The 24411-nt window shown below is 37.1% G+C and carries 24 protein-coding genes; 17 read left to right on the forward strand and 7 right to left on the reverse strand.

Going from position 1 to position 24411, the window contains the following annotated elements; translation table 11 throughout:
- Window positions 1-168: 168 nt before the first annotated feature.
- From hemQ to gerQ, 3 genes are all read left to right on the forward strand, one after another.
- The gene (hemQ, locus tag MKY06_RS26480) at window positions 169-912 is read left to right on the forward strand and encodes a hydrogen peroxide-dependent heme synthase (protein WP_013059854.1); all 744 of its coding nucleotides are present in this window, start codon (window positions 169-171) and stop codon (window positions 910-912) included.
- A 177-nt stretch (window positions 913-1089) separates the two neighbouring features.
- A complete protein-coding gene (locus MKY06_RS26485; protein ID WP_289920439.1) occupies window positions 1090-1512 on the forward strand; it encodes a cell wall hydrolase in 423 nt (140 codons plus the stop codon).
- 26 nt (window positions 1513-1538) lie between these two features.
- A complete protein-coding gene (gene gerQ / locus MKY06_RS26490) occupies window positions 1539-2024 on the forward strand; it encodes a spore coat protein GerQ (RefSeq protein WP_029319433.1) in 486 nt (161 codons plus the stop codon).
- Window positions 2025-2048: 24 nt separating this feature from the next.
- On the opposite strand, the gene MKY06_RS26495 is transcribed toward gerQ, so the two are convergent.
- The 3 genes from MKY06_RS26495 to MKY06_RS26505 all read right to left on the reverse strand — a co-directional run bounded on the left by MKY06_RS26495 (window position 2049) and on the right by MKY06_RS26505 (window position 3531).
- Window positions 2049-2420, reverse strand: coding sequence for a DUF423 domain-containing protein (locus MKY06_RS26495; protein WP_013059856.1), 372 nt, complete (start codon window positions 2418-2420; stop codon window positions 2049-2051).
- Between the two features lie 15 nt (window positions 2421-2435).
- A complete protein-coding gene (locus tag MKY06_RS26500; RefSeq protein WP_029319435.1) occupies window positions 2436-2753 on the reverse strand; it encodes a YwdI family protein in 318 nt (105 codons plus the stop codon).
- Window positions 2754-2856: 103 nt separating this feature from the next.
- The gene (locus MKY06_RS26505; protein WP_057275270.1) at window positions 2857-3531 is read right to left on the reverse strand and encodes a uracil-DNA glycosylase; all 675 of its coding nucleotides are present in this window, start codon (window positions 3529-3531) and stop codon (window positions 2857-2859) included.
- 177 nt (window positions 3532-3708) lie between these two features.
- Here MKY06_RS26505 and MKY06_RS26510 point away from each other — a divergent pair, with 177 nt between their 5' ends.
- Window positions 3709-4155 carry a staygreen family protein gene (locus MKY06_RS26510; RefSeq protein WP_013059859.1) on the forward strand — a complete coding sequence of 149 codons (447 nt, stop codon included), beginning with the start codon at window positions 3709-3711 and terminating at the stop codon, window positions 4153-4155.
- A gap of 305 nt (window positions 4156-4460) precedes the next feature.
- Window positions 4461-5963 (forward strand): glucose-6-phosphate dehydrogenase, encoded by a 1503-nt coding sequence (gene zwf, locus MKY06_RS26515; RefSeq protein ID WP_029319439.1) that lies wholly within the window; start codon window positions 4461-4463, stop codon window positions 5961-5963.
- 42 nt (window positions 5964-6005) lie between these two features.
- Here the strand turns inward: zwf and gndA are convergent, their stop codons facing one another.
- Window positions 6006-7418 (reverse strand): NADP-dependent phosphogluconate dehydrogenase, encoded by a 1413-nt coding sequence (gene gndA / locus MKY06_RS26520; RefSeq protein ID WP_013059861.1) that lies wholly within the window; start codon window positions 7416-7418, stop codon window positions 6006-6008.
- A 396-nt stretch (window positions 7419-7814) separates the two neighbouring features.
- Between gndA and MKY06_RS26525 the strand changes: the two genes are divergently transcribed.
- Window positions 7815-9050, forward strand: coding sequence for a PucR family transcriptional regulator (locus MKY06_RS26525; RefSeq protein ID WP_025601831.1), 1236 nt, complete (start codon window positions 7815-7817; stop codon window positions 9048-9050).
- Between the two features lie 242 nt (window positions 9051-9292).
- Complete coding sequence (ald, locus tag MKY06_RS26530; RefSeq protein ID WP_013059863.1) at window positions 9293-10426, forward strand: alanine dehydrogenase; 1134 nt, start codon at window positions 9293-9295, stop codon at window positions 10424-10426.
- A gap of 62 nt (window positions 10427-10488) precedes the next feature.
- Here the strand turns inward: ald and MKY06_RS26535 are convergent, their stop codons facing one another.
- Complete coding sequence (locus MKY06_RS26535) at window positions 10489-11178, reverse strand: hypothetical protein (RefSeq protein ID WP_223269013.1); 690 nt, start codon at window positions 11176-11178, stop codon at window positions 10489-10491.
- 357 nt (window positions 11179-11535) lie between these two features.
- Here MKY06_RS26535 and pdxK point away from each other — a divergent pair, with 357 nt between their 5' ends.
- Window positions 11536-12360: a pyridoxine/pyridoxal/pyridoxamine kinase gene (gene pdxK / locus MKY06_RS26540; RefSeq protein ID WP_013085513.1), complete on the forward strand. Its 825-nt coding sequence runs from the start codon at window positions 11536-11538 to the stop codon at window positions 12358-12360.
- A 33-nt stretch (window positions 12361-12393) separates the two neighbouring features.
- Here pdxK and MKY06_RS26545 read toward each other — a convergent pair whose 3' ends face one another.
- On the reverse strand, window positions 12394-13263 hold the full coding sequence (locus tag MKY06_RS26545; protein ID WP_013059866.1) for a Cof-type HAD-IIB family hydrolase: 870 nt from the start codon (window positions 13261-13263) through the stop codon (window positions 12394-12396).
- Between the two features lie 88 nt (window positions 13264-13351).
- Window positions 13352-14059 (reverse strand): beta-phosphoglucomutase, encoded by a 708-nt coding sequence (gene pgmB, locus MKY06_RS26550; RefSeq protein ID WP_061859834.1) that lies wholly within the window; start codon window positions 14057-14059, stop codon window positions 13352-13354.
- A gap of 276 nt (window positions 14060-14335) precedes the next feature.
- On the opposite strand from pgmB, the gene MKY06_RS26555 reads away from it, so the two are divergent.
- The 9 genes from MKY06_RS26555 (at window position 14336) to MKY06_RS26595 (ending at window position 24406) form a co-directional block, all read left to right on the forward strand.
- Complete coding sequence (locus MKY06_RS26555) at window positions 14336-15973, forward strand: PTS transporter subunit IIBC (RefSeq protein ID WP_013059868.1); 1638 nt, start codon at window positions 14336-14338, stop codon at window positions 15971-15973.
- A 4-nt stretch (window positions 15974-15977) separates the two neighbouring features.
- Entirely contained in the window at window positions 15978-16763 is a 786-nt protein-coding gene (locus MKY06_RS26560) for an endonuclease/exonuclease/phosphatase family protein (RefSeq protein ID WP_289920456.1), read from the forward strand.
- Window positions 16764-17054: 291 nt separating this feature from the next.
- On the forward strand, window positions 17055-18155 hold the full coding sequence (locus tag MKY06_RS26565) for a glycosyltransferase family 4 protein (RefSeq protein ID WP_078082235.1): 1101 nt from the start codon (window positions 17055-17057) through the stop codon (window positions 18153-18155).
- On the forward strand, window positions 18152-19090 hold the full coding sequence (locus MKY06_RS26570) for a glycosyltransferase family 2 protein (protein WP_013059871.1): 939 nt from the start codon (window positions 18152-18154) through the stop codon (window positions 19088-19090). Before MKY06_RS26565 ends, MKY06_RS26570 begins: the two co-directional genes overlap by 4 nt.
- A 2-nt stretch (window positions 19091-19092) precedes the next feature.
- Window positions 19093-20811 (forward strand): DUF6020 family protein, encoded by a 1719-nt coding sequence (locus tag MKY06_RS26575; protein WP_013059872.1) that lies wholly within the window; start codon window positions 19093-19095, stop codon window positions 20809-20811.
- Window positions 20811-21146: an EamA family transporter gene (locus MKY06_RS26580; protein WP_013059873.1), complete on the forward strand. Its 336-nt coding sequence runs from the start codon at window positions 20811-20813 to the stop codon at window positions 21144-21146. The genes MKY06_RS26575 and MKY06_RS26580 overlap by 1 nt, the downstream gene beginning before the upstream one ends.
- On the forward strand, window positions 21139-21471 hold the full coding sequence (locus MKY06_RS26585) for an EamA family transporter (protein ID WP_013059874.1): 333 nt from the start codon (window positions 21139-21141) through the stop codon (window positions 21469-21471). The genes MKY06_RS26580 and MKY06_RS26585 overlap by 8 nt, the downstream gene beginning before the upstream one ends.
- Window positions 21472-21501: 30 nt before the next feature.
- Window positions 21502-23004, forward strand: a complete 1503-nt coding sequence (murJ, locus tag MKY06_RS26590; protein WP_013059875.1) for a murein biosynthesis integral membrane protein MurJ — start codon at window positions 21502-21504, stop codon at window positions 23002-23004.
- A 25-nt stretch (window positions 23005-23029) separates the two neighbouring features.
- Window positions 23030-24406, forward strand: coding sequence for an O-antigen ligase family protein (locus MKY06_RS26595; protein ID WP_078082236.1), 1377 nt, complete (start codon window positions 23030-23032; stop codon window positions 24404-24406).
- The last annotated feature ends 5 nt before the right edge of the window (window positions 24407-24411 follow it).

Genomic DNA, 24411 nt, shown 5'->3' on the forward strand with positions numbered 1-24411 from the left:
TTAATTCTTAATTTTCCGCTAACACCTAAAATAAAACCTGTTTTTACTTTGCGACAATTGTTTAAAGTTTAGTCACAAAATCACAGGTTTTTCATTCCAGTTCTTCGGACAAACTATGATATAGTAGAATTGGAATTTATCATAATCGGACAATAGGAGTGAAACGAAATGGCAGAAGCAGCACAAACATTAGACGGTTGGTATGCACTTCATGATTTCCGTTCAATCGATTGGGGCGCTTGGAAGCAGTTATCAAGCGACGATCGCCAAGCGGCCATCCATGAATTTTTAGGTTTGATTGAGAAATGGAAAGGAACTGAAGCTGAGAAGCAAGGCAGCCATGCTTTATATACCATTGTCGGCCAAAAAGCAGACTTTATGCTAATGCTTGTTCGTCCTACTATGGAAGAACTAAATGAAATTGAAACAGAATTTAATAAAACAAAGCTTGCTGAGTTTACCATTCCTACTTATTCATACGTATCAGTAGTTGAGTTAAGCAACTACTTACCTGCTGGGGAGGATCCTTATGAAAATCCTCAAATCCAAGCTAGACTATATCCAACTTTACCAAAAGCTAGTCATGTTTGCTTTTATCCAATGGATAAACGTCGTCAAGGAAATGACAATTGGTACATGCTTCCTATGGAAGAACGCCGCAGCTTAATGCGCAGTCATGGAATGATTGGACGTCAATACGCTGGAAAAGTAAAGCAAATCATTACGGGTTCTGTTGGTTTTGATGATTATGAGTGGGGCGTTACTCTTTTTGCAGATGACGTACTTCAATTTAAAAAATTAGTATACGAAATGCGTTTTGACGAAGTAAGTGCTCGCTACGGGGAATTTGGCAGCTTCTTTGTCGGAAATTTATTAAAAGAAGAAGCTATTGCACGTTTTTTACACGTTTAAACTAAGCCGCAAAAGCGCTCATCGCTTTTGTAACGCCTAGAGCAATAAATATCAATGAGCTTTATCTAAAAAACCTGTTTCCAAGTGGAAACAGGTTTTTTATTTTCTAGCCATGGCATATTCGCACTTACAGGACCATATATATACAACAGTGTCACAAGTAAGCGAGGTGGGATAATGGCAGTCGTTGCACACAACGAAGAAAATGTTAAGCTCCTAGCCAGACTCATTCGAGCTGAAGCTGAAAGTGAAGGAAAACAAGGGATGTTACTGGTAGGAAATGTAGGCGTGAACCGCGCTAAAGCTCCCTGTTTAGATTTTAGAAATATAAGAACCATTCGTCAGATGGTGTTTCAAAACCCAGGCGGATTTGAAGCAACTCAAAAAGGCTACTTTTATCAGCGTGCCCGCCAGTCTGAAATTACACTTGCACGACGTGTATTAAGAGGGGAACGTTTTAACCCCGCGGAAAACTCACTGTGGTTTTTCAAGCCCAGCGGCGACTGTCCTGCTCAATGGTATAACCAAAATAACACAGGACGATTTAAATCTCACTGTTTCTTTGCACCAACTCAAGCTGATTGTCCAGGAGTTTACTAATTTCTTTTTGTTTGAAGGAGGTTCCTATGAAAAAACCAAAGTCTAATCAACCGCAACAGCAATATATGCAAAATCCGTATATGAGTCCAAACTACCCTTATTATATGCCTCAGCCGCAGCAGCCCCAGCCAGGCGGCCAGCAGGTTCAAGGGCAAGGGCAAAGCCAAGGAGGTCCGCCCCCTACCTCTTCTGGAGGCAGTGGTGCTCCGCAAGACCCAAATCAACTGCCCATTGAAGAATCATATATTGAAAATATTTTACGTTTAAATCGAGGAAAAATAGCGACTGTATATATGACGTTTGAAAATAATACGCAGTGGAACGCGAAAGTCTTTAGAGGGGAAATTGAAGCAGCCGGACGCGATCATATCATTTTAAGTGATCCACAAACTGGCACTCGTTATTTACTGCTTATGGTTTATCTCGATTACATCACTTTTGAGGGTCCAATCAAATATAATTATCCGTTTAGCGGTGGAGGCCAGCAGTTGAGCAATTATTCTCCGCGTTAAAAAAACCCCTTTTCAGGGGTTTTTTTATAGCCATTTTACAGCTGCAACAACAATTAAAATCCAAGCCACAATAAACGCAACTCCACCTAGCGGAGTAATCGCGCCGAGAACTTTAATACCGGACGTACTTAATACATAGAGACTGCCTGAAAACAGCACAATCCCCGCGAACATAATCCAGCCCGAAGCTGTTAACAGAGAAGATTGAGGAAATTTGCTTAATAGAAACGCAATGACAAACAGCCCCATTGCATGGAACATTTGGTACTGCACTCCCGTTTTCCATACCTCTAAATACTTCTCTGAAATTTTCCCTTCTAACCCGTGTGCTCCAAAAGCACCAAGAGCAACCGCTAACATCGCATTGATTGCACCGATTATTAAAAATAGTTTCATGTTTTTCTCCTCACTTTAGAAATCAAACAGACTATCGCCATTTGCATCATCTGATTTCAATTTCGTTCCCTCAAAATTAGGTTTGGATGACTGAATAATCTGTTGCTGCATAATCTCAGGAGATTGCATCATTTCCGGTGAAGACATTACAACAGGCTTTGAAACCGAGACAGGTTTCGATACTGAAACCTCTCCATTTTGATCTAATGCAAGCTCACACAGTGCTTTTATGGCAACCAATTGATCTCGAACGTTCGCACTATTCGAATGGTGCTTTGCTTTTTGTACTTCTGCACTAATTTTATCAAGGAGCTGCGCCATTTTTATATCCATGTAGACACCTCATCTTACATTCAATATGACTTTATACAGCTATTTTATCAAAAGATGAAATAGGAGGCTATGTCTGAAGCTAATCTTCATGAAATGCTCACTTTTACACATCGTCAATTTGCCAATCAATGGATTGACGTCCGTATTGGAGCAAAAACTCATTTGCTCGTTGAAAGTGATTATTGCCAAAAAAGCCTCGATTAGCCGAAAATGGGCTAGGGTGCGGGCTTTCCAAAATTAAATGGTGCGAATGGTGAATAAGCTCTTTTTTAGCTTGTGCATGCTTGCCCCACAGCAAAAACACAACTGGCTCCTCTTTTTGTGCCACTAATTCAATAATACGGTCCGTCAGCTGCTCCCACCCTTTTCCTTTGTGAGAGTTCGCTTCTCCTCTTCTAACCGTTAAAACAGTGTTAAGCAAAAGAACGCCTTGTTCTGCCCATTTGACTAAATAACCGTTATTCGGAATGTGATAATCCATTTCATTTTTCAGCTCTTTGTAAATATTCACTAAAGAAGGCGGTGTTTTTACTCCTGGTTGAACAGAGAAGCTCAGTCCATGCGCTTGATTTGGTCCATGATAAGGATCTTGTCCCAATATGACCACTTTTACATTTTTATAATCCGTATAGTGTAAAGCATTAAAAATATCATATTTATCAGGGTAAATGGTGTGGTGATTATATTCATCCACTAAGAATTCTCGAAGCTGTATGTAATAGTCTTTTTGAAATTCTTCTTCTAATAAAGGAGCCCAGTCATTTTTTAAAATACTCATTGCTTATCACCTCATAATAATCTTTTTTGTTATTTTATCGTAAACTCTGCCCCCTGCTCAAACGTTGCCTGCTTTAAATATGCTGAGAGCCTGGGCATATTTTAATATTGTCATGTTCAATGAAACTTTGTATACACTTATAAAGAGTGTATTTTTATATTAAAGGAGGGATTCCATATGATCATCAGCAATCCCCACCAAATAGACGTAACCTACAGCCTGGGTGTTACACCCGTTGAACCGATGATACCAAGAAAATACACCGTTTTCCCAGGTCAACACACTTCTGTTCCTTCCATTCAAATCGGCATTGAATTTGCCTACGATCATATGCAAAAAGAGCGGAACGAATATTTAGCATCCTTCGTCTTTGATAAAGGTTTTTATTCCCTTACTGTGTATTATTATATCGGTGCACATACATCAACAGATGGAACCATTACACGCTACCTTCACTTTTTAGAACAGCTCCCTGTTATTCTATCGTCCATCTATTACGCTGATGCTTCTTTTTTCGAAAAACATCCACTTTTAATGCACTGTCCTATTTTTATCATCGCCGATAGCCCTGACTTGCCATTTTCAACAAAAAAATCTATCGGTTCCCTGTATCAATATAAATAAATGAGAAAAGCTACTGTTAAAATAACGGTAGCTTTTTCTCCGTATTCGAAACAAAATACTTTTAAACTTGTTAAAAACATGGAATAATAACTACAAATTGTTTTAATCTATTTGCGTTAACCCTTTAAAATCGTTACAATTTATTAGTAGTTCTATACATAAAGGAAAAGGTAAACAAGCAATCATTCGTTTGTTTATAAAGGCCGAGTTTAACGGGCAATGAATCCCCAGATTTCATTTAAGTGTTGTCTGTTAAAGCGGAAAAAAATTGAACGTAACTACGACAAAGTGAGGTCCTAGAAGTAATGACAAATGTACAACCAAAATCCATTATCGTAATTTTTGGCGCTACAGGTGATTTAGCAAAACGTAAGTTATTCCCCTCTATTTTCCGCTTATATAAAGCGAACAAACTATCGGAAGATTTCGCTGTTGTTGGTGTCGCAAGAAGACCTTGGACTAACGACGAATTACGCGAAAATGTAAAAAAATCAGTGAGCAGTTTCAAAAACAGTGACGCTGACATTGAAAAGTTTGCTTCACATTTTTATTACCAACCGTTTGACGTAACAGATGTCGCTTCTTATCAAGAATTAAAAAGCCTAACAGAAAGCCTTGATGAGCAATACAACGTGCCTGGAAATCGTATTTTCTATCTAGCAATGGCACCTGAATTTTTCGGAACAATTGCTTCGAATTTAAAAAATGAAGGTTTAACACAAACAGACGGTTGGAGTCGCCTAGTCATTGAAAAGCCGTTTGGCCATGATTATCCTTCTGCTAAAGAACTAAATGAACAAATTCGCCATGCATTTAAGGAAGATCAAATTTATCGTATCGACCACTACCTCGGTAAAGAAATGGTGCAAAATATCGAAGTTATCCGTTTTGCAAATGCTCTATTTGAACCGATGTGGAACAACCAATACATTTCAAACATCCAAATTACGTCTAGCGAGACGCTTGGTGTAGAAGACCGTGGCCGTTACTATGAATCTTCAGGTGCCCTTCGAGATATGGTACAAAACCATATGCTTCAAATGGTGGCCCTGCTTGCAATGGAACCGCCAATTAAATTAACACCGGAAGAAATTCGCAGTGAAAAAGTAAAAGTATTGCGTGCTCTTCGCTCTTTATCAGTAGATGAAGTAGATGATTATTTTGTACGAGGCCAATACGGCAAAGGTGTACTTGAAGGAGAAGAAGTGATCGGCTATCGCGAAGGAAACTCGGTTGATCCTGAGTCTAATACCGCTACATTTGTATCTGGTAAGCTTATGATTGATAACTTCAGATGGGCTGGCGTACCAATTTATATCCGTACAGGTAAACGCATGAAAGAAAAAGCAACGACAATTGTTGTACAGTTCAAAGACTTACCAATGAACCTGTACTTCAATAAAGATAAAGAAATTCACCCAAACCTGCTTGTCATTCATATTCAACCGGAAGAAGGCATTACGCTTCACTTAAACGCGCGTAAAACGCCGGGTTCAACATCGTCCACACCAATTAACTTGAACTATTGCAATAACTGTGGAGATAAAATGAATACACCGGAAGCTTATGAGCGCCTTATTTATGATTGCATGCTTGGAGATGCAACGAACTTTACTCACTGGGATGAAGTAGCCCTTTCTTGGAAGTTTGTTGATACCATTTCAGAAGCATGGGAAAGCACAAAAGCACAAAACTTCCCGAACTACGAATCAGGTTCAATGGGACCAAAAGAATCAGATGCATTGCTTGCTGAAGACGGTTTTCACTGGTGGCCAGTCGGCGAAGACAACTTCTCACCTAAAGAGTAAATAAAAAAAGCAGCTGTAGTATACAGCTGCTTTTCTTGTTTTTTATTTTAACCACTCAGTATGGAATACGCCCTCTTTATCAACACGTTGATATGTGTGAGCTCCGAAGTAGTCACGTTGCGCTTGTAAAAGGTTCGCTGGTAACGTTTCTGTACGGTAGCTGTCATAGTAAGCTAATGCACTTGAGAAACTTGGTACAGGAATACCTTGTTTAACCGCAATTGAAATAACTTCACGAAGAGCCGACTGATAGCCTTCTACGATATCCTTGAAGTATGGGTCTAATAATAAGTTTGTTAGATCTGCATCGCGATCGTAAGCTTCTTTAATTTTTTGTAAGAATTGTGCACGGATGATACAACCACCACGGAAGATCATTGCAATATCACCGTACTGTAAATTCCAGTCATATTCTTCAGAAGCTGCTTTCATTTGAGCAAACCCTTGCGCATATGAACAAATTTTACTCATGTACAATGCTTTACGGATTGCTTCTACTAATTCGGTTTTATCACCTTCAAATGCAGCTGCATTTGGACCGCTCAATACTTTGCTTGCTTTTACACGTTCTTCTTTCATAGCTGAAATAAAGCGCGCAAATACAGATTCCGTAATGATTGGTAGTGGTACACCTAAATCAAGCGCACTTTGGCTTGTCCATTTACCTGTACCCTTTTGACCTGCAGTGTCTAAAATAACGTCTACAAGTGCTTTACCTGTTTCTTCATCTTTTTTCGTAAAGATATCAGCTGTGATTTCAATTAAGTAGCTATCTAGCTCGCCTTTATTCCATTCAGCAAATACTTCATGTAGTTCATCTGTTTCTAAACCTAATACGTTTTTCATAATGAAGTATGCTTCACAAATTAACTGCATATCGCCGTACTCGATGCCGTTATGAACCATTTTTACGTAGTGACCTGCACCATTTGGTCCAATGTATGTGCAGCAATCATCGCCTTCAACTTTCGCTGAAATAGCTGTTAAGATTGGTTTTACAAGTTCATATGCTTCTTTTTGTCCGCCAGGCATGATTGAAGGTCCTTTTAATGCACCTTCTTCTCCGCCGGATACGCCTGTACCGATGAAATGGATACCTAATTCTTCTAGCTCTTTGTTACGACGAATTGTATCCTGGAAGAATGTATTTCCGCCATCGATTAAAATGTCGCCTTTTTCTAAGTATGGTTTTAACGAATCAATTGTTGCATCTGTAGCAGCACCAGCTTTAACCATTAATAAAATTTTACGCGGTTTTTCAAGAGAATTAATAAACTCTTCCACACTGTATGTACCTGCAAAATTTTTACCTTCTGCTTCTGTTTTTAGGAACTCTTCTGTCTTTTCAGGAGAGCGGTTATAAACTGAAACAGAATAGCCTCTGCTCTCAATGTTTAGCGCCAAGTTTTTCCCCATAACCGCTAAACCGATAACACCGATTTGTTGTTTTGCCATGTTAAATTCTTCCCTTCATGTGTAATATGAATTGGTCAACCTAATCGTAACTGAACATATCATAAAGAAAGTTACAGATTCAAGTTTGATATAACCATAATCATACGTTTTATTATACACATTTGAAAAGAATCATGCTCACCGAACATTGATTATTTTGAAGAAAATTTCGATAAAATAAGCGAAATGAACGCAGTTACTAATCATCCGTACATTCTTAACTACCTTTAGACGCATTTTAACATTTTCTTAAACAATTACTTTTGTTAAAATATTAAGCAGTTAATCATTTCAATGAATTGATGATCAACACGGTTGTTACCGTTTTACTATATTTATTGCAGCTAAAAAAGCTGTACTAGTACTTATTTTGTTTTATGAAGAGGGATTTTATATATGACGAAACCAATCAAAGATCCGTTCAAGGAAAATTTTGATACGCTTGAAGAATTCGCTGATCGCATTAGCGAAGTATTGAACTGTCCTATTACCATTGAAGATGCTAATCATCGCTTATTAGCTTATAGCACCCATGACGAAAGAACGGACCAGGCGCGTATTGCCACGATTATTGGAAGAAGAGTTCCGGAAAAAGTCATCAACAACTTATGGAAAGAAGGCATTATTCCTAAACTGCTTGAGACAAATGAACCTGTGCGTGTGAAAAATATAAATGAAATTGGACTTGGAGATCGTATAGCTATTTCCATCTGGAAAAATGAAGAAGTTCTAGGATTCATCTGGGCTGTTGAAATTGAGAAAGCCTTAGGCAACGAAGAAGTAGAGCTATTAAAAAAAGCTGCGAATGTATTAAAAAATAAATTGCTACAGCTTCAAATTCGAAAGTATAAACGAGAGGAACGTTCACAGGAATTATTCTGGAAATTATTAACTGGTCACATTAAGTCTCGCCAGGAAATTTCAGAAGCGTTTTATGAAGCTCAAATTACAGCTCCATCAACGTTTTCCATTGCTATCTTCCGCTTCCAAGAAGATATTACGCCTGAAGCTGAACGTCAAATCTCGTATATGCTAAAAACGATGCATCGCTTGAAAATCGTTCTTTATACGATTGATTGCAATGACTTAATCTTACTGCTTTCTTTGGATGCGGTTGAAAACCCTCTTGATGAACAGCGAGATTTTGCAGACTATTTTAGAGGCAACATGTATGAACGCTTTGATGTTACTCAAATTAAAGCCAGCTGCAGCAGTATTTATTCATCGCACGATCATATCGAAAAAAGTTATAAAGAAGCCTTGAACGTATTAGATATGAAAAGTAAGTTTCCAGAAGAAACGAAAGAGATTATTAACTATCAGGAATTAGGTATTTATCAATTTCTTGATGTTATTTTAGAGAAGCGCGTGCAAGATCAATTTGAAAACCATTCTTTAAAGAAGCTAACTGATTACGATCTTCGTCATAATAGTAACTTGGTGGAGACTCTCGAAGTATTTTTAAATAATGATAATAACATTAACGAAGCAGCAAAAGAATTAAATGTGCATATGAATACACTTAGCTATCGATTAAAGCGAATTTCAGAGATTGGTGATATTAACTTAAAGGACGTTAATCAAAAAATGACTCTTTATATTGATATTAAGTTAATGAAATATAAAAAATAACAGATAATGTAACTTCTTTTAACATTGAGCTATTCGTTTATTAGAAAATAAATGAACAGCTCTTTTTATCCCCTTATGATGTTAGATATCCTTACACAAAAATTAAAAATTCTAATAAGTAAGCGTTTACATTTGTGTGTTTAAACAAAAACCACTTCTTCAATTCTTCTTTCTAGACAAAGAAATTTCATAAAACTTTCTTTATACTAAAGGTACACAAACGACCAAGGGGGAAATTAATCATGATTATTGGCGTACCAAAAGAAATCAAAAACAACGAAAACCGAGTAGCGATTACACCAGCAGGCGTAGCATCATTTGTTGGTACAGGTCATCGTGTATTAATTGAAAATGAAGCGGGTATTGGAAGTAACTTCACAAACGAAGATTATGTAAAAGCTGGAGCTGAAATTGTTGAGACAGCAGCTGACGTTTGGGCACAAGCTGAAATGGTTATGAAAGTAAAAGAACCACTAGCAAGTGAATACGGCTATTTTAGACCAGGTCTTATCTTATTCACATACCTTCACCTAGCAGCTGAACCAGCACTAGCAAAAGCATTAAAAGATAGCGGCGTAACAGCCATTGCTTATGAAACAGTAGCAGTAAATCGTACATTGCCTCTATTAACACCTATGAGTGAAGTAGCAGGACGTATGGCTGCTCAAATCGGTGCTCAATTCCTTCAAAAATCAAATGGTGGAAAAGGAATTTTATTAGCGGGTGTTCCTGGAGTTAGCCGCGGAAAAGTAACGATTATCGGAGGCGGCGGTGTTGGTACAAATGCTGCAAAAATCGCAATCGGTCTCGGTGCTGATGTAACAATTATTGATTTAAGTCCTGAACGCCTACGTCAATTAGACGATATCTTTGGCAACCAAATCAATACGCTAGTGTCAAATCCTTACAATATTGCGGATGCAGTAGCAGAGTCAGATTTAGTGATTGGCGCAGTATTAATCCCAGGTGCAAAAGCTCCAAAACTAGTAACAGAAGAAATGGTGAAAACAATGAAGCCAGGTTCTGTTATTGTTGACGTAGCAATCGACCAAGGTGGTATCGTTGAAACAATCGACCACATTACAACACACGATCAGCCGACTTATGAAAAGCACGGGGTTGTACACTATGCAGTTGCAAACATGCCGGGAGCAGTTCCTCGCACATCAACAATTGCTTTAACAAACGTAACCGTACCTTACGCACTTCAAATTGCTTCTAAAGGTGTTCACAAAGCAATCGCTCAAAACGAAGCGTTAAAATTAGGAGTGAACGTTGCAAACGGAGCCATTACGTACGAAGCAGTTGCACATGATTTAGGTTATGATTATGTGTCAGTAGACGTAGCTCTTGAAAAAGAATTAGCTTCTATCTAATAAATAGTGAAAAACGTCCTTAACCCGCTGTTAAGGGCGTTTTTATTTTGCATGAACAACAATTAGCTATAAAAAACACGACTATTTAAAGCTTTGTGTATCTGTTCACTGGTAATCTCCGGTACTATTGGCCAGAATTCAGGAGTAGGAAACATAAGGTTACTAGGCGTTCTATTATGATTTCCATCTAGTTCATGAAAAGGTTCTGGATCATCCGTCTCGTTAAAACGATTCGTAATAAACATAAAATGACCCAATTCATGTGCGAGAAGATACTCATCTGTACTTGCATTTGTCATAATAATAAGCGGAAAAGAATTATAAGTTACAGCGAGAGTAGATGAATAATCAAAATTAACAGGCCCAAATCTATTTCCATTCATGTAAAATACATACACATCAGCATTTTGACAAACTTTTCGGCCAGTTTTAAGCATTGCTTGTACCATTGTAAGATGACTAGACCCTCCAATTGGAAAATTTTCCGCATTACTAACAATGCCACTGATGTTTTCCAAAAAAACAACTGAACGTGTAATAGTAAATGTAACACCTTGGATTAATCGGTTTTTCTCATATTGTTTCCATATTTTATTAGCAGCCGCTATGTCTCTTTTTACACGATTGGGAACTATAGACTGATTATCTGTGGAGTTTCTACCAACTTTAGCTCCTGGTAATACAATTATACAAACATTTAAAGTGCCTGCCTTAACAGTTCGGAAGTGATTGTTTGTTAAATTTGAATTCATATAATAATCTTTGTGGTTTTTTTTGCGAGGTTGTGATTTATTGAAAGAATACGAATCGTCTTTATAACTGTCATGATTAGAATGTTTTTTTATGTGAATCACCCTTTCTTAAGTTTCTCTTTATTTTATTCATGAAAAGAAAGAGTGCTTGTGCCATAAGTTAAAAGAGGCTAAGACAAAAGTATACACTTAGGATTCATACAGTTTTTAGAAATTGAATATCTACATTAAAAGCGATAAAATAAAAGAAAAAGTGAATGGAAGAAATTTATCTAAAACACATTGGGCAGCTAAAAACCGACCGGTGGAAGTTTTACTCTATTTTCTCTATGAACTTAAAATACGGGAGGATTTTTTATGACAATGAATAAAGCATTAACCATTGCGGGTTCTGACAGCAGCGGCGGAGCTGGCATTCAAGCAGATTTAAAAACATTCCAAGAACTAGGTGTTTACGGAATGACAGCTTTAACAACAATTGTAACAATGGATCCCGATAACAGCTGGTCTCATAACGTATTTCCACAAGAAGTTTCAACTGTTGAACAGCAGTTGAAAACAATTGTAAAAGGCGTAGGCGTACAAGCTCTAAAAACAGGTATGCTTGGCTCAGTGGAAATTATTGAGCTAGCCGCAAAAACAATTGAAGAATATGGTTTAAAAAATGTCGTAGTAGATCCTGTGATGGTATGTAAGGGAGAGGACGAAGCGCTTCACCCCGAAACAACTGTCAGCTTGCGTGATGTACTAGTTCCAAAAGCAACAGTCGTAACGCCTAACTTATTTGAAGCTAGTCAATTAAGCGGACTTGGTCCTATCAAAACGGTGGATAAAATGAAAGAAGCAGCCGTCAAAATTTTTGACCTTGGTGCCGAATATGTATTGATTAAAGGCGGAAGTAAATTGGCGCATGAAAAAGCAATCGATTTGCTTTATGATGGAAAGACGTTTGAGATCTTAGAGTCTGAACGTATTGAAACGACATTTACGCACGGTGCTGGATGCACATACTCAGCTGCGATTGCCGCTGAATTGGCAAAAGGCAGTGACGTCAAACAAGCTATTTATACAGCAAAAGAATTTATTACAGAAGCAATTCGTCATTCGTTTGCTTTAAATCAATATGTTGGACCAACAAACCACGGTGCATACCGTCGTAACAAGGAGAAAGTAACAAACTAAAAAGCATGCCTAAAGGCATGCTTTTTAGTTTGCTTATTGTTTAACTGTTTCAAGCGCATTTAAAATAGCTTGAGCTACGCCGTGCTCGTCATTTGTTCCTGTTACGATATGGGCAAATTCTTTAATTTCTTGAGGGGCATTCCCCATCGCTACAGCACGTCCAACTCGCTGAAACATCGATACGTCGTTATAATTGTCTCCAATGGCCATCGTTTCTTCTAAAGAAATATGGCGCTCTTGAACAAATGATGTAACTGCAATTCCTTTTTGAGCATTTTCATCATTTATTTCAATATTTTCTTTACCAGATGCACTGACTGCAATCGAATCTAACTTCACAAGTTCTATTTTTGCCTGTTCTAACTTTTCTTCGTCAAAAGAGAAAGCAAGCAGCTTATAAATGTCCTTGTTTGGATCTTGAAACAACGCTTCATACTCTTCAATAAGCTTTACTCTGCCGCTATTGAAACGCTCTTTTGCCGCTTCTAACGATTTTTCATAATTATCTTTTAAGCTAGCGCTTAAATAAATATCCATTAATACCGACAAAGCTTTTTCATAGTCATTTGAATACGTACCTTCACTTGTATAGACTTCAAAGTACAACTGAAACTTCTTAAAAATATTTTCTACTTCGCGAATAGATTCCATCGTCATGCCTACTGAATATTGTTTTTCCCCTTGTGGATTCCGAAGCTCTGCTCCGTTTGCACAAATTAAATATGTATGAAGTCCTGCTTCTTCTAAAACATAACGGGCCTCTTCATAAGAACGTCCCGTAGCAATAACAACTTCCACCCCTGCCTTTTGAGCTGTCTTAATCGCTTGGGCATTTTCTTTACTTACAACTTGTTCACTATTTACTAAAGTTCCATCCATATCGATCGCAATACATTTAATCATGATGTACCCCTTCCTATGTATCTTTGCTCTCTTATTTTATTCTAGCATATGTTTTTTTGCGCTTTGCTACTTGCATGTAAAAGATTTACTAATTTTTTGTATACGCTCTGTTATAATCTGTTCCTTTTCTTGCTTTTTCGAAAACCTCTTTGATCGTCTTTAAATGCAAATCAGCTGTTGAATATACGTGAAAATTCATATCCTCTTCCTTCAGATGCTTACCAACGCCGATAGAAACCATATCTGTTTGATTAATAGCTTTTATACCCGCCTCTCCATCTTCTATGGCCACACATGCATAGGGTGTTACTTTTAATTGATCGGCAGCTGTCAAAAATATTTCTGGATGTGGTTTTCCCTTCTTTATTTTTCTCACATCCACAATGCAATCAAAAAAAGGACGTATTCCTAACGCATCCACTACAGTATTTGCATTTGAACTAGAAGAAGCAATCGCCGTTTTAATACCTTGTTTTTTACAATCCTCTAACAACAATTGTATTCCTGGAAGTAAGTGATTCTTTGTCATTTCCTTTATTAATGCTTGATAATGCTTATTCTTTTCATCAGCAAGCTGTTCTTTTTTTTCCACTGTGAGACGTACGTTGCCTTGTGCAGCAATGAGCTCTACAGTTTTCACTCGGCTGATTCCCTGCAGCTGCTGATTCAGTTCTTCAGAAAATGAAACGTTAAGTTGATCTGCTACTTTTTTATTTGCTTTATAATATAAATGTACCGTATCTGCAATAACACCGTCTAAATCAAAAATAATCGCTTGTAGCTCTTCTTTTTTCATATTATCCTCCTCTGTACTTGTCTTTATGCCATTATTTGAATGCTTTTATTACATTCCATCATGTTAAAATACCGTTGATATTGTTCACTTTATCATAAAAATTTTTTCATCATTTATGATTCATGAATAAATTTTTCAAAAAAAGAGAAATTACAGTCTTGCATTATGAAAGCCCTTTTATTACAATAGGATTATGCAAACGGTTGCACTATCTTGGAAATATAGTTTATCAAAAAAATAAAATGAAAACCCATACATAGGGGAAGGGGAAAAACTATGAAAAAGTTCTTTTCATTTGATTTTTGGCAGAAATTTGGTAAGGCTTTATTAGTAGTAGTAGCGGTTATGCCCGCAGCTGGTATTATGATTTCACTTGGAAAGCTAGTTGCAATGACTGGGGGAGACATCACTGCTGTACAAACAATTGCACGCGTGATGGAAGATATAGGTTGGGGTATCATTACAAATCTTCACATCTTGTTCGCTGTTGCCATCGGGGGATCTTGGGCAAAAGAACGTGCTGGCGGTGCATTTGCTGCACTCATTGCATTCATTCTTATTAATCGAATTACAGGAGCCATTTTCGGAGTTAAAGCAGAAATGCTCTCAGATTCAAAAGCAACGGTTCAATCACTGTTTGGACAAGAATTAGTTGTAAAAGACTACTTCACATCTATTTTAGGATCTCCCGCTCTTAACATGGGAGTGTTCGTAGGAATTATCGCTGGGTTTTTAGGCGCGAATTTATTCAATAAATATTACAACTATGATAAATTGCCTGAAGCCCTTTCGTTTTTTAACGGTAAGCGCTTCGTACCATTTGTGGTCATCGGTGGTTCAGTTGTAACGGCACTGCTTTTATCCATTGTATGGCCGTTTATCCAAGGTTCATTAAACAGCTTCGGACAGTGGATTGCAACATCTAGAGACACAGCTCCTATTCTAGCACCATTTATTTTCGGAGCATTAGAGCGCCTGCTTCTTCCATTTGGTCTTCATCATATGCTGACAGTTCCTATGAACTACACGGAGCTAGGTGGTACGTACAAAATTTTAACGGGTTCTGGAGCAGGTTCCACTGTTGCTGGTCAAGATCCTTTATGGCTTGCTTGGATTGCAGATTTAAATAATTTCCGCGCTGCAGGAGATATGGACAGCTACAAACAGCTCTTACATGACGTTACACCTGCACGATTTAAAGTAGGACAGATGATTTTATCTTGTGCGTCATTAATTGGAATCGCTTTAGCAATGTATCGTAACGTAGATCCTGACAAACGTTCGAAATATCGTTCAATGTTCTTTTCAGCTGGACTAGCTGTTTTCTTAACAGGCGTAACAGAACCGATTGAATTTATGTTCATGTTCGCGGCACCTCTTCTATACGTCGTATACGCCATTATGACGGGACTGGCTTTTGCCATTGTTGATATTGTTCATGTTCGAGTACACTCATTTGGTGTAATTGAACTATTAACACGTACACCAATGATTATCAAAGCCGGACTATGGACTGACTTAATGAACTTTGTCATCGCCTGCCTTGTATTCTTTGGCTTAAATTTTGGAGTGGCAAACTTCTTAATCAAACGTTTTAACTTCCCAACGCCGGGACGTAACGGAAACTATATCGATGAAGAAACAACTGCAACAAGCAGCAAGCAGGTGAAAAATGATTCGCTTGCCCCAGTCATTATTGGACTGCTTGGCGGAGAAAACAATATTGAAGACGTTGATGCTTGTATGACTCGCTTACGTGTAACGGTAAAAGATATACATGCCGTTGCAGGAGAAAGTGAGTGGAAACAAAATGGAGCCCTTGGTTTAATCTTGAAAGATAAAGGGGTACAAGCTATTTATGGACCTAAAGCGGATGTTTTGAAATCCGACATTCAAGATTTGTTAGGAGCTTAACATAATGAAGCTATTAACGTTAAATTGCCACTCTTGGCAAGAGGAAAATCAGCTAGACAAGTTATCTTGTCTAGCTGAAGTAATTAAAAAAGAAAAATATGATGTCATTGCTTTACAGGAAGTAAGCCAAAAAGTAGACGCACCTTATGTATATGACTACATTCGTAGCGATAATTACGCTTGGCTTTTAGCAAAAGAACTGGGTAAGCAAGGTGAAGACTATCAATTGGTATGGGATTTATCTCATATAGGCTATGAAGTGTATGAAGAAGGAATTGCCATTTTAACGAAACACCCGATTATTGAGGAGCATTCATTTTTTGTTTCACAAACGTCAAATATTGACTATTGGAAAACGAGAAGAATTGTTGGAGCAACAATCGAATATGAAAAAGAACTCCTTACGTTTTATTCTTGTCATCTTGGCTGGTGGGATGACGAGGAAGAGCCGTTCAAGCAGCAAGTTGATACGCTGCTAGCTCATGTACACAAAGATAACCCATTTTTCCTACTCGGAGACTTTAATAATAACGCTCATAGACGAAATGAAGGTTACGACTACCTGTTGAGCCAAGGCCTCTATGATACGTATACTCTATCGAACAAAAAAGACAGCGGTATTACAGTTAAAGGTAACATTGCTGGATGGGATGATAATGAACGGGCACTGCGCCTTGATCTAATTCTATCGAGTCATGCGCAGGATATTCAGTCATCAACTGTGGTTTTTAACGGCATACATTATCCCGTTGTTTCCGACCATTTTGGGGTAAGCGTTGAAGTGAAATAAGTGACATAAAGCGAACGAATAGCGTTCGCTTTTTTTCGTGTGATTATGATGATGTGAAAATCATCTTCTTTACTGCTTTATCTATCGTTTTAGAAGTGTCCGATAAACTTTCGCATTTTAAAAAGTAGGTGTGCTATAATATTGTGATGTTGGCGATATGCAACCCATTTTTGCATGTTTATCGATGAAATCGCTCAACTTAATAGTAAGATGATACATGTAAGCTCTATTTAAATGAACACCCGTTGTCATTATCATAAACTAATAAAGAAAAATAGGTGTGAAACAATCATGAAAATTTTGTTGATTTCAAATATGTATCCTTCGGAACAATTCCCAAGCTATGGTGTATTTGTTCAAAACACTGAAAAAATTTTAGTTCAACATGGTATTCAAGTTGATAAAATTGTCATGCAAAAAAAGACAAGCAAATTAAGCAAGCTTTTTAGCTATGCTTCTCATTATGCTAATGTCGTCTTGACGGGCTTGACAAAAAACTACGACTACCTTTACGTACATTATGCATCTCATAATGCTCTTCCGCTGCTGATTCTTAAAAAGCTAAAGAAGAATGTGAAGATTGTGACAAACGTGCATGGTTCAGACGTTGTACCTGAAGTACCTTCACAGGAAAAGTATCAGCCTAGAGTAAATGACTTATTGCAACATTCCACTAAAATTATTACTCCTTCTCCTTATTATAAAGGGCTCGTTGAAGAGAAATATAAGATTCATAACCCAATCTATATTTTTCCAAGCGGAGGAGTGAATAAAGATCTGTTTCACCCTTATGCAGATAAAAGCAAAGCTTATCAAGAACTAAACTTGGACCCTACTATCCGTTATCTTGGATGTGTAAGCCGCATTGATGTGGGTAAAGGATGGGAATACTACCTGCAAGCAATTGCAAAAGCTGAACAACAAATGCCCACTTCTTACAAATACCTATACGTTGGAAGCGGAAAAGACGAAGCTGCATTTAAGGAAATGATCAAGACTCTGGGCCTAGAGGAAAAAGTCATCCATTTCCCTCTCCTTCCTCAGTCCTCTCTTGCTTACGTATATAATGCGATTGAAGCATTCGTGTTTCCGACCGTAAGAAAAGGAGAAAGTTTGGGCTTAGTCGGCCTCGAAGCTATGGCTTGCGGAGCACCCGTAATTGGGAGTCAGATTGGTGGTCTAAAAGATTACATTATAGACGGAAAGAATGGTCTATTCTTTGAGCCTAAAAATGTAGACGAACTAGCTTCACAGCTACAGGCTTTTATTAATCTTCCTGAAGATGTGAAACAGCAAATGTCTCAACAGGCGTTACAAACAGCAAACCGCTACACAGTAGATGTAATTGCTGAACAACTCCCAACAATTTTTTTTGATGAGGTGGAAAAATGAAAGTCGCAGTTTTAATTCCTTGTTATAACGAGGAAGTAACAATTGGAAAAGTAATTGACGATTTCAAACGCGAACTGCCTAGTGCAGATATTTATGTGTACGATAACAATTCAAAAGATCGCACAAGTGAAATTGCACTTGAACACGGGGCAATCGTCAAAAAAGAATTCAAGCAAGGAAAAGGAAACGTTGTACGTTCGATGTTTCAAGAAATTGATGCAGATTGTTATGTCATGGTAGATGGGGATGATACGTATCCTGCAGAATTTGTTCATCAATTAATTGAGCCTATTAGAAATCGAGAAGCTAACATGGTCATTGGAGATCGTTTATCAAACGGAACGTATCTCGAAGAAAACAAACGTGCTTTCCATAATTTTGGTAACAACTTAGTACGTTCTTTAATTAACGGCCTGTACAAAAGCAACATTAAAGATATCATGACAGGTTATCGTGCGTACGATAAATTATTTGTAAAATCAATACCTGTGATGAGCCCGGGATTTGAAATTGAAACAGAAATGAGTCTTCACGCGTTAGATAAACGCTTCCGCCTAAAAGAAATCGCGATCGATTATCGCGATCGACCTGAAGGCAGCGAATCGAAACTTAATACGTTCTCTGATGGATTTAAAGTGTTACGAATGATTTTTACGTTATTTAAAGAGTACAAGCCGCTTCAGTTCTTCTCCATTTGGACAGTGTTATTTATTGTCGCAGGATTAGCTGTTGGTGCTCCAGTACTTTATGAATTTTTTGATACAGGCTTTATTACTAAAGTACCTTCATCTATCTTAGCAACTGGATTGATGGTGTTAGGTGTTTTATCTTTCGTCTGTGGATTAATTCTAGATACAATCGCTTCATTAAATCGCAAGCAATATGAATTAGAACTAAATAAAAAAATTGAACAGATTGAACAAGTAGGAGAATAACAATGATGAAGAATAAAAAAAGTATTTTGCTGCTTACAGTAACAGCTTTAATTATTCTTATCGGTTTAAGTATTGGTAATCCAGACGGTGTTCAATATCTTTCCCTTTTTGCTGCACTTGTATTTACCATCATAAGCTCTATTTTTATTTATAAAAATAGAGCTTATGCTTCATTTAAACCGCTAGAATGGCTATTGCTGATTGTTTTTTCGTTTATCGTACAGTTTTCGCTTTTAGATAACTTACATATGACGAGCTCAACTATTTTTTCACTCGTTTTGTATGCCATCAGCCGTACTTTATTGGCAATGCTGCTGACGGCCGCTGTACTCAGCGCTATCAAACAGATAAACGATTTTCACTATAAATTTGCACACCCAAAGCGTTACCTAGGAATTGTTACGATTCTTATTTTAGCTGTTAGTCTATATTACTGGTTCGCCTTTTTCCCAGCGGCCATGACTCCCGATTCATTAGCACAGTGGAGACAGGCACATAACGGAGAATTTAACGATTGGCATCCTATTATGATTACGTGGCTGATTATGCTGCTGACAAAAATATGGGATAACCCAGGAATTGTAGCATTCACGCAAATTGTTGTTGTAGTAAGCATATACGCCTATACGTTTGACTTTTTCATTAAACGCAAAGCACACCCTGTTATGATTGGACTTTTAACAGCTATTATTGTCATTATTCCAAGCTTTTTAATCTTTTCAATTATTATTTGGAAAGATATTTTATACAGTGCTTTTCTGCTGTTTTTTACGGTGAATATTGCAAAAATCTATTTATCAGAAGGTGCTTGGATTAAAAGTAAAGCAGGCTTTTTCTTACTTTTACTTTCCGCATTTGGAGTAGCTTTCTTTAGACATAATGGTTTTCCTGTATTTGTTTTGACTTTCCTTTTAATGATCGTCTTATTCAGAAAAAATTGGAAACCTCTTGTCACGATTTTCTTAGTCGTCTTTATTTTACAAAAGATTGTTACAGGCCCTGTGTTCACTTGGCTTGATGTACAGCCTTCGGATCCAAATGAAGCTTTGTCTATCCCAACTCAACAAATCGCAAACATCATTTCAAATGATGGGGAGATGTCAAGAGAAGAGCGCGAATATTTTAATAAAGTGCTTCCTATTGAATTGTGGAAAGAAAAGTACAATCCATATAAAAGCGATCCTATTAAATTCACTTGGAAATACTACGACCGCGAGTTTATTTTTAATGATCTAGGTCTTTATTTTAAGAATTATGCTAGCATTGTCATCAAAAATCCTTATCTAGCAACGGAAGGCTTTCTCAAACAAACGGCTTTAGTATGGCAAATCAATCCTTTTAAAGATGGTTACACAGATACGTATGTAACCAACATTTATTACGGCAATGATTTAGGTCTTAAAAATAAAGTAATCGAGCCGTTTATTACGCATACTGCCAATGCTTACTTAGCTATTTTTAAGCACCCTGTTTTTACATTCTTATGGAAACCAGCTTTTTATCACTGTGTCATTTTATTATTTTCATTAATGCTAGTGATTCGAAGAGGAATTACGTCACTTATTATCGTCATTCCTTGGGCTCTTAACACGCTTTCTGTTCTTGCGGCATTGCCGGCTCAAGATTTTCGATATTTATTAGCAAGCGTATTTGTGTCTTTCTTCTTTATTGGTCTTCCTTTTGTCCGATTTGATCAGAAAGAAAGGGATGTGACCTCCTGATGGAGAGCAATTACAACAAAAAGCTAGGAATCACACTCATTATCGTGGCTTCCCTGTTTACAGCTGTTGGACAACTTTTTTGGAAGTTGTCCGAAGCTTCATTTAACTTAAATTTAATTATTGGTTTTTTTCTTTATGGATTAGGAGCGGTTTTTATGATTGCCGCTTTTAAATTTGAAAGAGTTTCCTTACTTCATCCATTTTTAAGCCTAGGATACGTAATCAGCATTGCTCTTGGTTTCTTTCTATTAAATGAAACCATTAGCCCTATGAAGCTGGTCGGTACTCTTATTATTATCGTAGGTGTAATTTTAGTAGGTGGCCAAGATGAATAGTATCCCGCTTTTAATTATTATGACCCTTTTAGGTTCAGTTGGAGCTGTCTTTTTCAAGTATATTTCTACGTATTTAAATGAAAAAAAGATAAAGCTAGCGCTTATTTGCTTTGTGGGTGGCGGCCTTTTTTACGGGACGGCAGCTCTGCTTAACGTGTATGTTTTAACGCTGTTACCTTATTCTATTGTATTTCCGCTCACGTCTATTACGTATATTTGGACATTAACATTCGGTTACTTTCTAATTAAAGAAAAAGTTACAACAAAACAAGTTATCGGCTGTATTCTTCTAATTGTCGGATGCTTCTTTATTGCTAATAGTTGATGAGATAACTTGAAAAGGTAGGAGTTTCGCATGAAAAACTTAAAATTCGCGAGCATTTTACTGCTCATATCAACATTATTTTTGAAATTTTCTAGTATGATTCGTGATTTAGTTATTGCTAACTATTTCGGTACAAGTTATATCGTCGATTCATACAACGCAGCAATGATCATTCCAAACGCTTTTATTTTATTTATGTTAACGGGGATGAAGGATGCGTTTATTCCTAGTTATTTACGTTATGAAAAAGAAAATAAAGGAAAGGTTCATTTGACTAATATTGTTAAATCAACCTTTCTTATTTGTTTCATTATTTCGGTTCTCGGATCAATTGCCGCTTTCTTTTACTTTCCCGCTTCGTATTCTAATTTTTCCAAAGCAGCAATTGAACTAGGAATTTATACGGGCGTTATGTACTTCTTATCTCTTTCACTAGTTGGAGTGAATGCCGTATACGAAGGTGTATTTGATGCACGAAGTCAATATTCTTTCTCCGTGTTTTCTCAAACGGTTGTCGTACTATTTACGATTTTAAGTACAATCCTATTACATTCAATTATGGGCGGCTATGCAATTGCTCTTGGCTATTTTATAGGAACAATTGCTTCTTTCTTAATTAAAGTTGTCTATTTTAAACCGCAGCATCTGCTGTTATGGAAGCAAAAAATTGACCGTGATGAAGTGGTGGCTTTTTATAAAGTATTCATCCCTGTTGGTGTGACCATTATGGTCGGTCAAATTAATTTAACTGTAAACTTCTTCTTTGCTGGCTCCTTTGGTGAAGGTGTTATTTCATACTTAAATTACGCCTTCAGACTTGTAAGTATTCCCCAGGCAATATTCGGGGTTACGGTCGCAACCATTATTTATCCGCTGATTGCAAGAGCCATTTCTGAAAAAGATGAAGAACGCTTTAAATCAGGAATTGAAAAAGGGATTACGTTTATGCTGATGCTGCTAATTCCGACGATTGTTATTATGATCTTTTATATGAAAGACATTGTAATGATTGCTTATCAGCGCGGTGCATTTGACGCACATTCAACGTTAAAAACAACGGATGTATCTTATTATTACCTAGGTTCGGTGTTTTTCTATTCGCTGCAAGCTGTTCTTGCAAAAGGATTTTATTCTCTTCAAAAAGGTTATCTTATTATGAGAGCAGGCTTATTATCCATTGTGTTAAATATCATCTTTAACATGATTTTCACTAAATTTATGGGATACCAAGGATTAGCACTTTCCATGTCAGTGGTTGCCTTTTTCTACACGGCCATCGTATTCGTTATGCTGGCAAAACAAATCAATCACTTCCATTACGGATATCTAGTGAAAGAAACAGGAAAAATTCTTTTAGCTTCCGTACCTGTTGCTATCGTCATGTTCTTCTTAAAGGACATCGCATTTTTGAATTCATTACATGTTATCTTACGATTTGGTATTGTCTGTATTGCAGGTGGTTTAGTATACTTAATGTCGACGCTATTATGCAGAGTAGAAGGTGTTATGCTTTTAGTTAAAAGAAAACGTTAATTCACGTAAAACAGGAGAGTACTATATGAAGAACACATACTGGTTATTTTTTCTGTTCGTTGGTTTTATTTCAATTCAGCCAATTATTGATATGCTAACGACGTACATGGTTTTGAACATGGATAGTGGTCTCTCAATTGGGGTTGTTATTCGCTTTCTATATATGATTTTTGCAGGTGTCCTACTTTTAGTGTTTGCCAAACAGTCAAAATGGGCTAGATATTCGATTATCTACCTTATTGCTTTTGCACTCTTTCTTGGACTCAATATCTACTTAAATCATCAATGGAAAGATCCTTATTATATTGGGCAAGAAATTAAATTTTTCAATAAGGTTGTTTATATGAACGTTACCTTACTTGGAATGATTGTGATGTTTTCACATTATCGATCGTCTGTGGATGTAAAAAGAATACTGAGCAAAAACTTATTGACTGCTTCACTCATCATCAGTATTGTTTTTATCGGTACAATGCTAACAGGTACAGCACTAGAGAGTTATCAGTATAATAAAATCGGATTCAAAGGCTGGTTTTATGCAGCGAATGAGCTAGGGGCAACCATTGCTATTTTGCTTCCTCTGACACTGCTTTTAGCTTTAGATAAAGTACGTTCGTTTTCAAAAGCTTATTACTGGATTCCTTTTATCTTATTAGCCGTTTCATCCATCATGCTTGGAACGAAAGTAGGCTTAGGTGCCGTTATTCTTTCTTTAGTTGTAGCAACAGTTGTCTTATTTGCAAAATTATTTACGAATAAACGCAGCTTAATTAAAGCCAACTTAGTAATCTCAATTCTGCTTTTAATTGTAACCGGAGCAACTACTCCGATTTCTCCAGCTTATAAAAACACATATACGCACATCGATATGTTAGAAGCTAAAAAAGAGAAAACAGAGAAAGAAAAGCCGGAAAAGAAAGAAAAAGAAAAGCCTGCTAAAAAGAAAAAACAAAAGGAATCAAATTTAGATGACAAAGATATTCAAAATCTGATTCTAAGCAGCCGTGAGCAATTTTTAGCTCATCATAAGGAAGAGTATGCAAAAGCACCTATTGCACGAAAAATGATAGGTATGGGCTTTTCTGGTGACTATACCAAGCAGCTTCCGCCAAAGATGATTGAAATGGATTTTTATGATTTGTTTTTCTCTTTAGGTATCATCGGATTTTTACTATGGGTTCTTCCACTTCTAGTAGTTGGTTTAACCGTGTTGGTTCGATTATTTAAAGACCCATCACAGCTTCTGGATGAAAGCTTTATGATGTATAGTACAGCAATTGTATTAGCTCTTGGAATTGCTTTTGTAGCTGGGCATGTCTTCACCGCACCAGCCGTTACCATCTATTTTGCAGCAGCTGCTGCTTATCTGTTCGTCATTCATTTTAAACAAAGACAAGCATAAAAAAC

It is taken from the genome of Priestia sp. FSL P4-0332, assembly GCF_038005845.1.
In the GTDB taxonomy this organism is placed as follows: domain Bacteria; phylum Bacillota; class Bacilli; order Bacillales; family Bacillaceae_H; genus Priestia.

What these genes read in the sequence shown, in the direction of transcription:
- hemQ (WP_013059854.1), top strand. Translation starts at nt 169, where the DNA reads ATGGCAGAAGCAGCACAAACATTAGACGGTTGGTATGCACTTCATGAT.
- MKY06_RS26485 (WP_289920439.1), top strand. Translation starts at nt 1,090, where the DNA reads ATGGCAGTCGTTGCACACAACGAAGAAAATGTTAAGCTCCTAGCCAGA.
- gerQ (WP_029319433.1), top strand. Translation starts at nt 1,539, where the DNA reads ATGAAAAAACCAAAGTCTAATCAACCGCAACAGCAATATATGCAAAAT.
- MKY06_RS26495 (WP_013059856.1), bottom strand. Translation starts at nt 2,420, where the DNA reads ATGAAACTATTTTTAATAATCGGTGCAATCAATGCGATGTTAGCGGTT.
- MKY06_RS26500 (WP_029319435.1), bottom strand. Translation starts at nt 2,753, where the DNA reads ATGGATATAAAAATGGCGCAGCTCCTTGATAAAATTAGTGCAGAAGTA.
- MKY06_RS26505 (WP_057275270.1), bottom strand. Translation starts at nt 3,531, where the DNA reads ATGAGTATTTTAAAAAATGACTGGGCTCCTTTATTAGAAGAAGAATTT.
- MKY06_RS26510 (WP_013059859.1), top strand. Translation starts at nt 3,709, where the DNA reads ATGATCATCAGCAATCCCCACCAAATAGACGTAACCTACAGCCTGGGT.
- zwf (WP_029319439.1), top strand. Translation starts at nt 4,461, where the DNA reads ATGACAAATGTACAACCAAAATCCATTATCGTAATTTTTGGCGCTACA.
- gndA (WP_013059861.1), bottom strand. Translation starts at nt 7,418, where the DNA reads ATGGCAAAACAACAAATCGGTGTTATCGGTTTAGCGGTTATGGGGAAA.
- MKY06_RS26525 (WP_025601831.1), top strand. Translation starts at nt 7,815, where the DNA reads ATGACGAAACCAATCAAAGATCCGTTCAAGGAAAATTTTGATACGCTT.
- ald (WP_013059863.1), top strand. Translation starts at nt 9,293, where the DNA reads ATGATTATTGGCGTACCAAAAGAAATCAAAAACAACGAAAACCGAGTA.
- MKY06_RS26535 (WP_223269013.1), bottom strand. Translation starts at nt 11,178, where the DNA reads ATGAATTCAAATTTAACAAACAATCACTTCCGAACTGTTAAGGCAGGC.
- pdxK (WP_013085513.1), top strand. Translation starts at nt 11,536, where the DNA reads ATGACAATGAATAAAGCATTAACCATTGCGGGTTCTGACAGCAGCGGC.
- MKY06_RS26545 (WP_013059866.1), bottom strand. Translation starts at nt 13,263, where the DNA reads ATGATTAAATGTATTGCGATCGATATGGATGGAACTTTAGTAAATAGT.
- pgmB (WP_061859834.1), bottom strand. Translation starts at nt 14,059, where the DNA reads ATGAAAAAAGAAGAGCTACAAGCGATTATTTTTGATTTAGACGGTGTT.
- MKY06_RS26555 (WP_013059868.1), top strand. Translation starts at nt 14,336, where the DNA reads ATGAAAAAGTTCTTTTCATTTGATTTTTGGCAGAAATTTGGTAAGGCT.
- MKY06_RS26560 (WP_289920456.1), top strand. Translation starts at nt 15,978, where the DNA reads ATGAAGCTATTAACGTTAAATTGCCACTCTTGGCAAGAGGAAAATCAG.
- MKY06_RS26565 (WP_078082235.1), top strand. Translation starts at nt 17,055, where the DNA reads ATGAAAATTTTGTTGATTTCAAATATGTATCCTTCGGAACAATTCCCA.
- MKY06_RS26570 (WP_013059871.1), top strand. Translation starts at nt 18,152, where the DNA reads ATGAAAGTCGCAGTTTTAATTCCTTGTTATAACGAGGAAGTAACAATT.
- MKY06_RS26575 (WP_013059872.1), top strand. Translation starts at nt 19,093, where the DNA reads ATGATGAAGAATAAAAAAAGTATTTTGCTGCTTACAGTAACAGCTTTA.
- MKY06_RS26580 (WP_013059873.1), top strand. Translation starts at nt 20,811, where the DNA reads ATGGAGAGCAATTACAACAAAAAGCTAGGAATCACACTCATTATCGTG.
- MKY06_RS26585 (WP_013059874.1), top strand. Translation starts at nt 21,139, where the DNA reads ATGAATAGTATCCCGCTTTTAATTATTATGACCCTTTTAGGTTCAGTT.
- murJ (WP_013059875.1), top strand. Translation starts at nt 21,502, where the DNA reads ATGAAAAACTTAAAATTCGCGAGCATTTTACTGCTCATATCAACATTA.
- MKY06_RS26595 (WP_078082236.1), top strand. Translation starts at nt 23,030, where the DNA reads ATGAAGAACACATACTGGTTATTTTTTCTGTTCGTTGGTTTTATTTCA.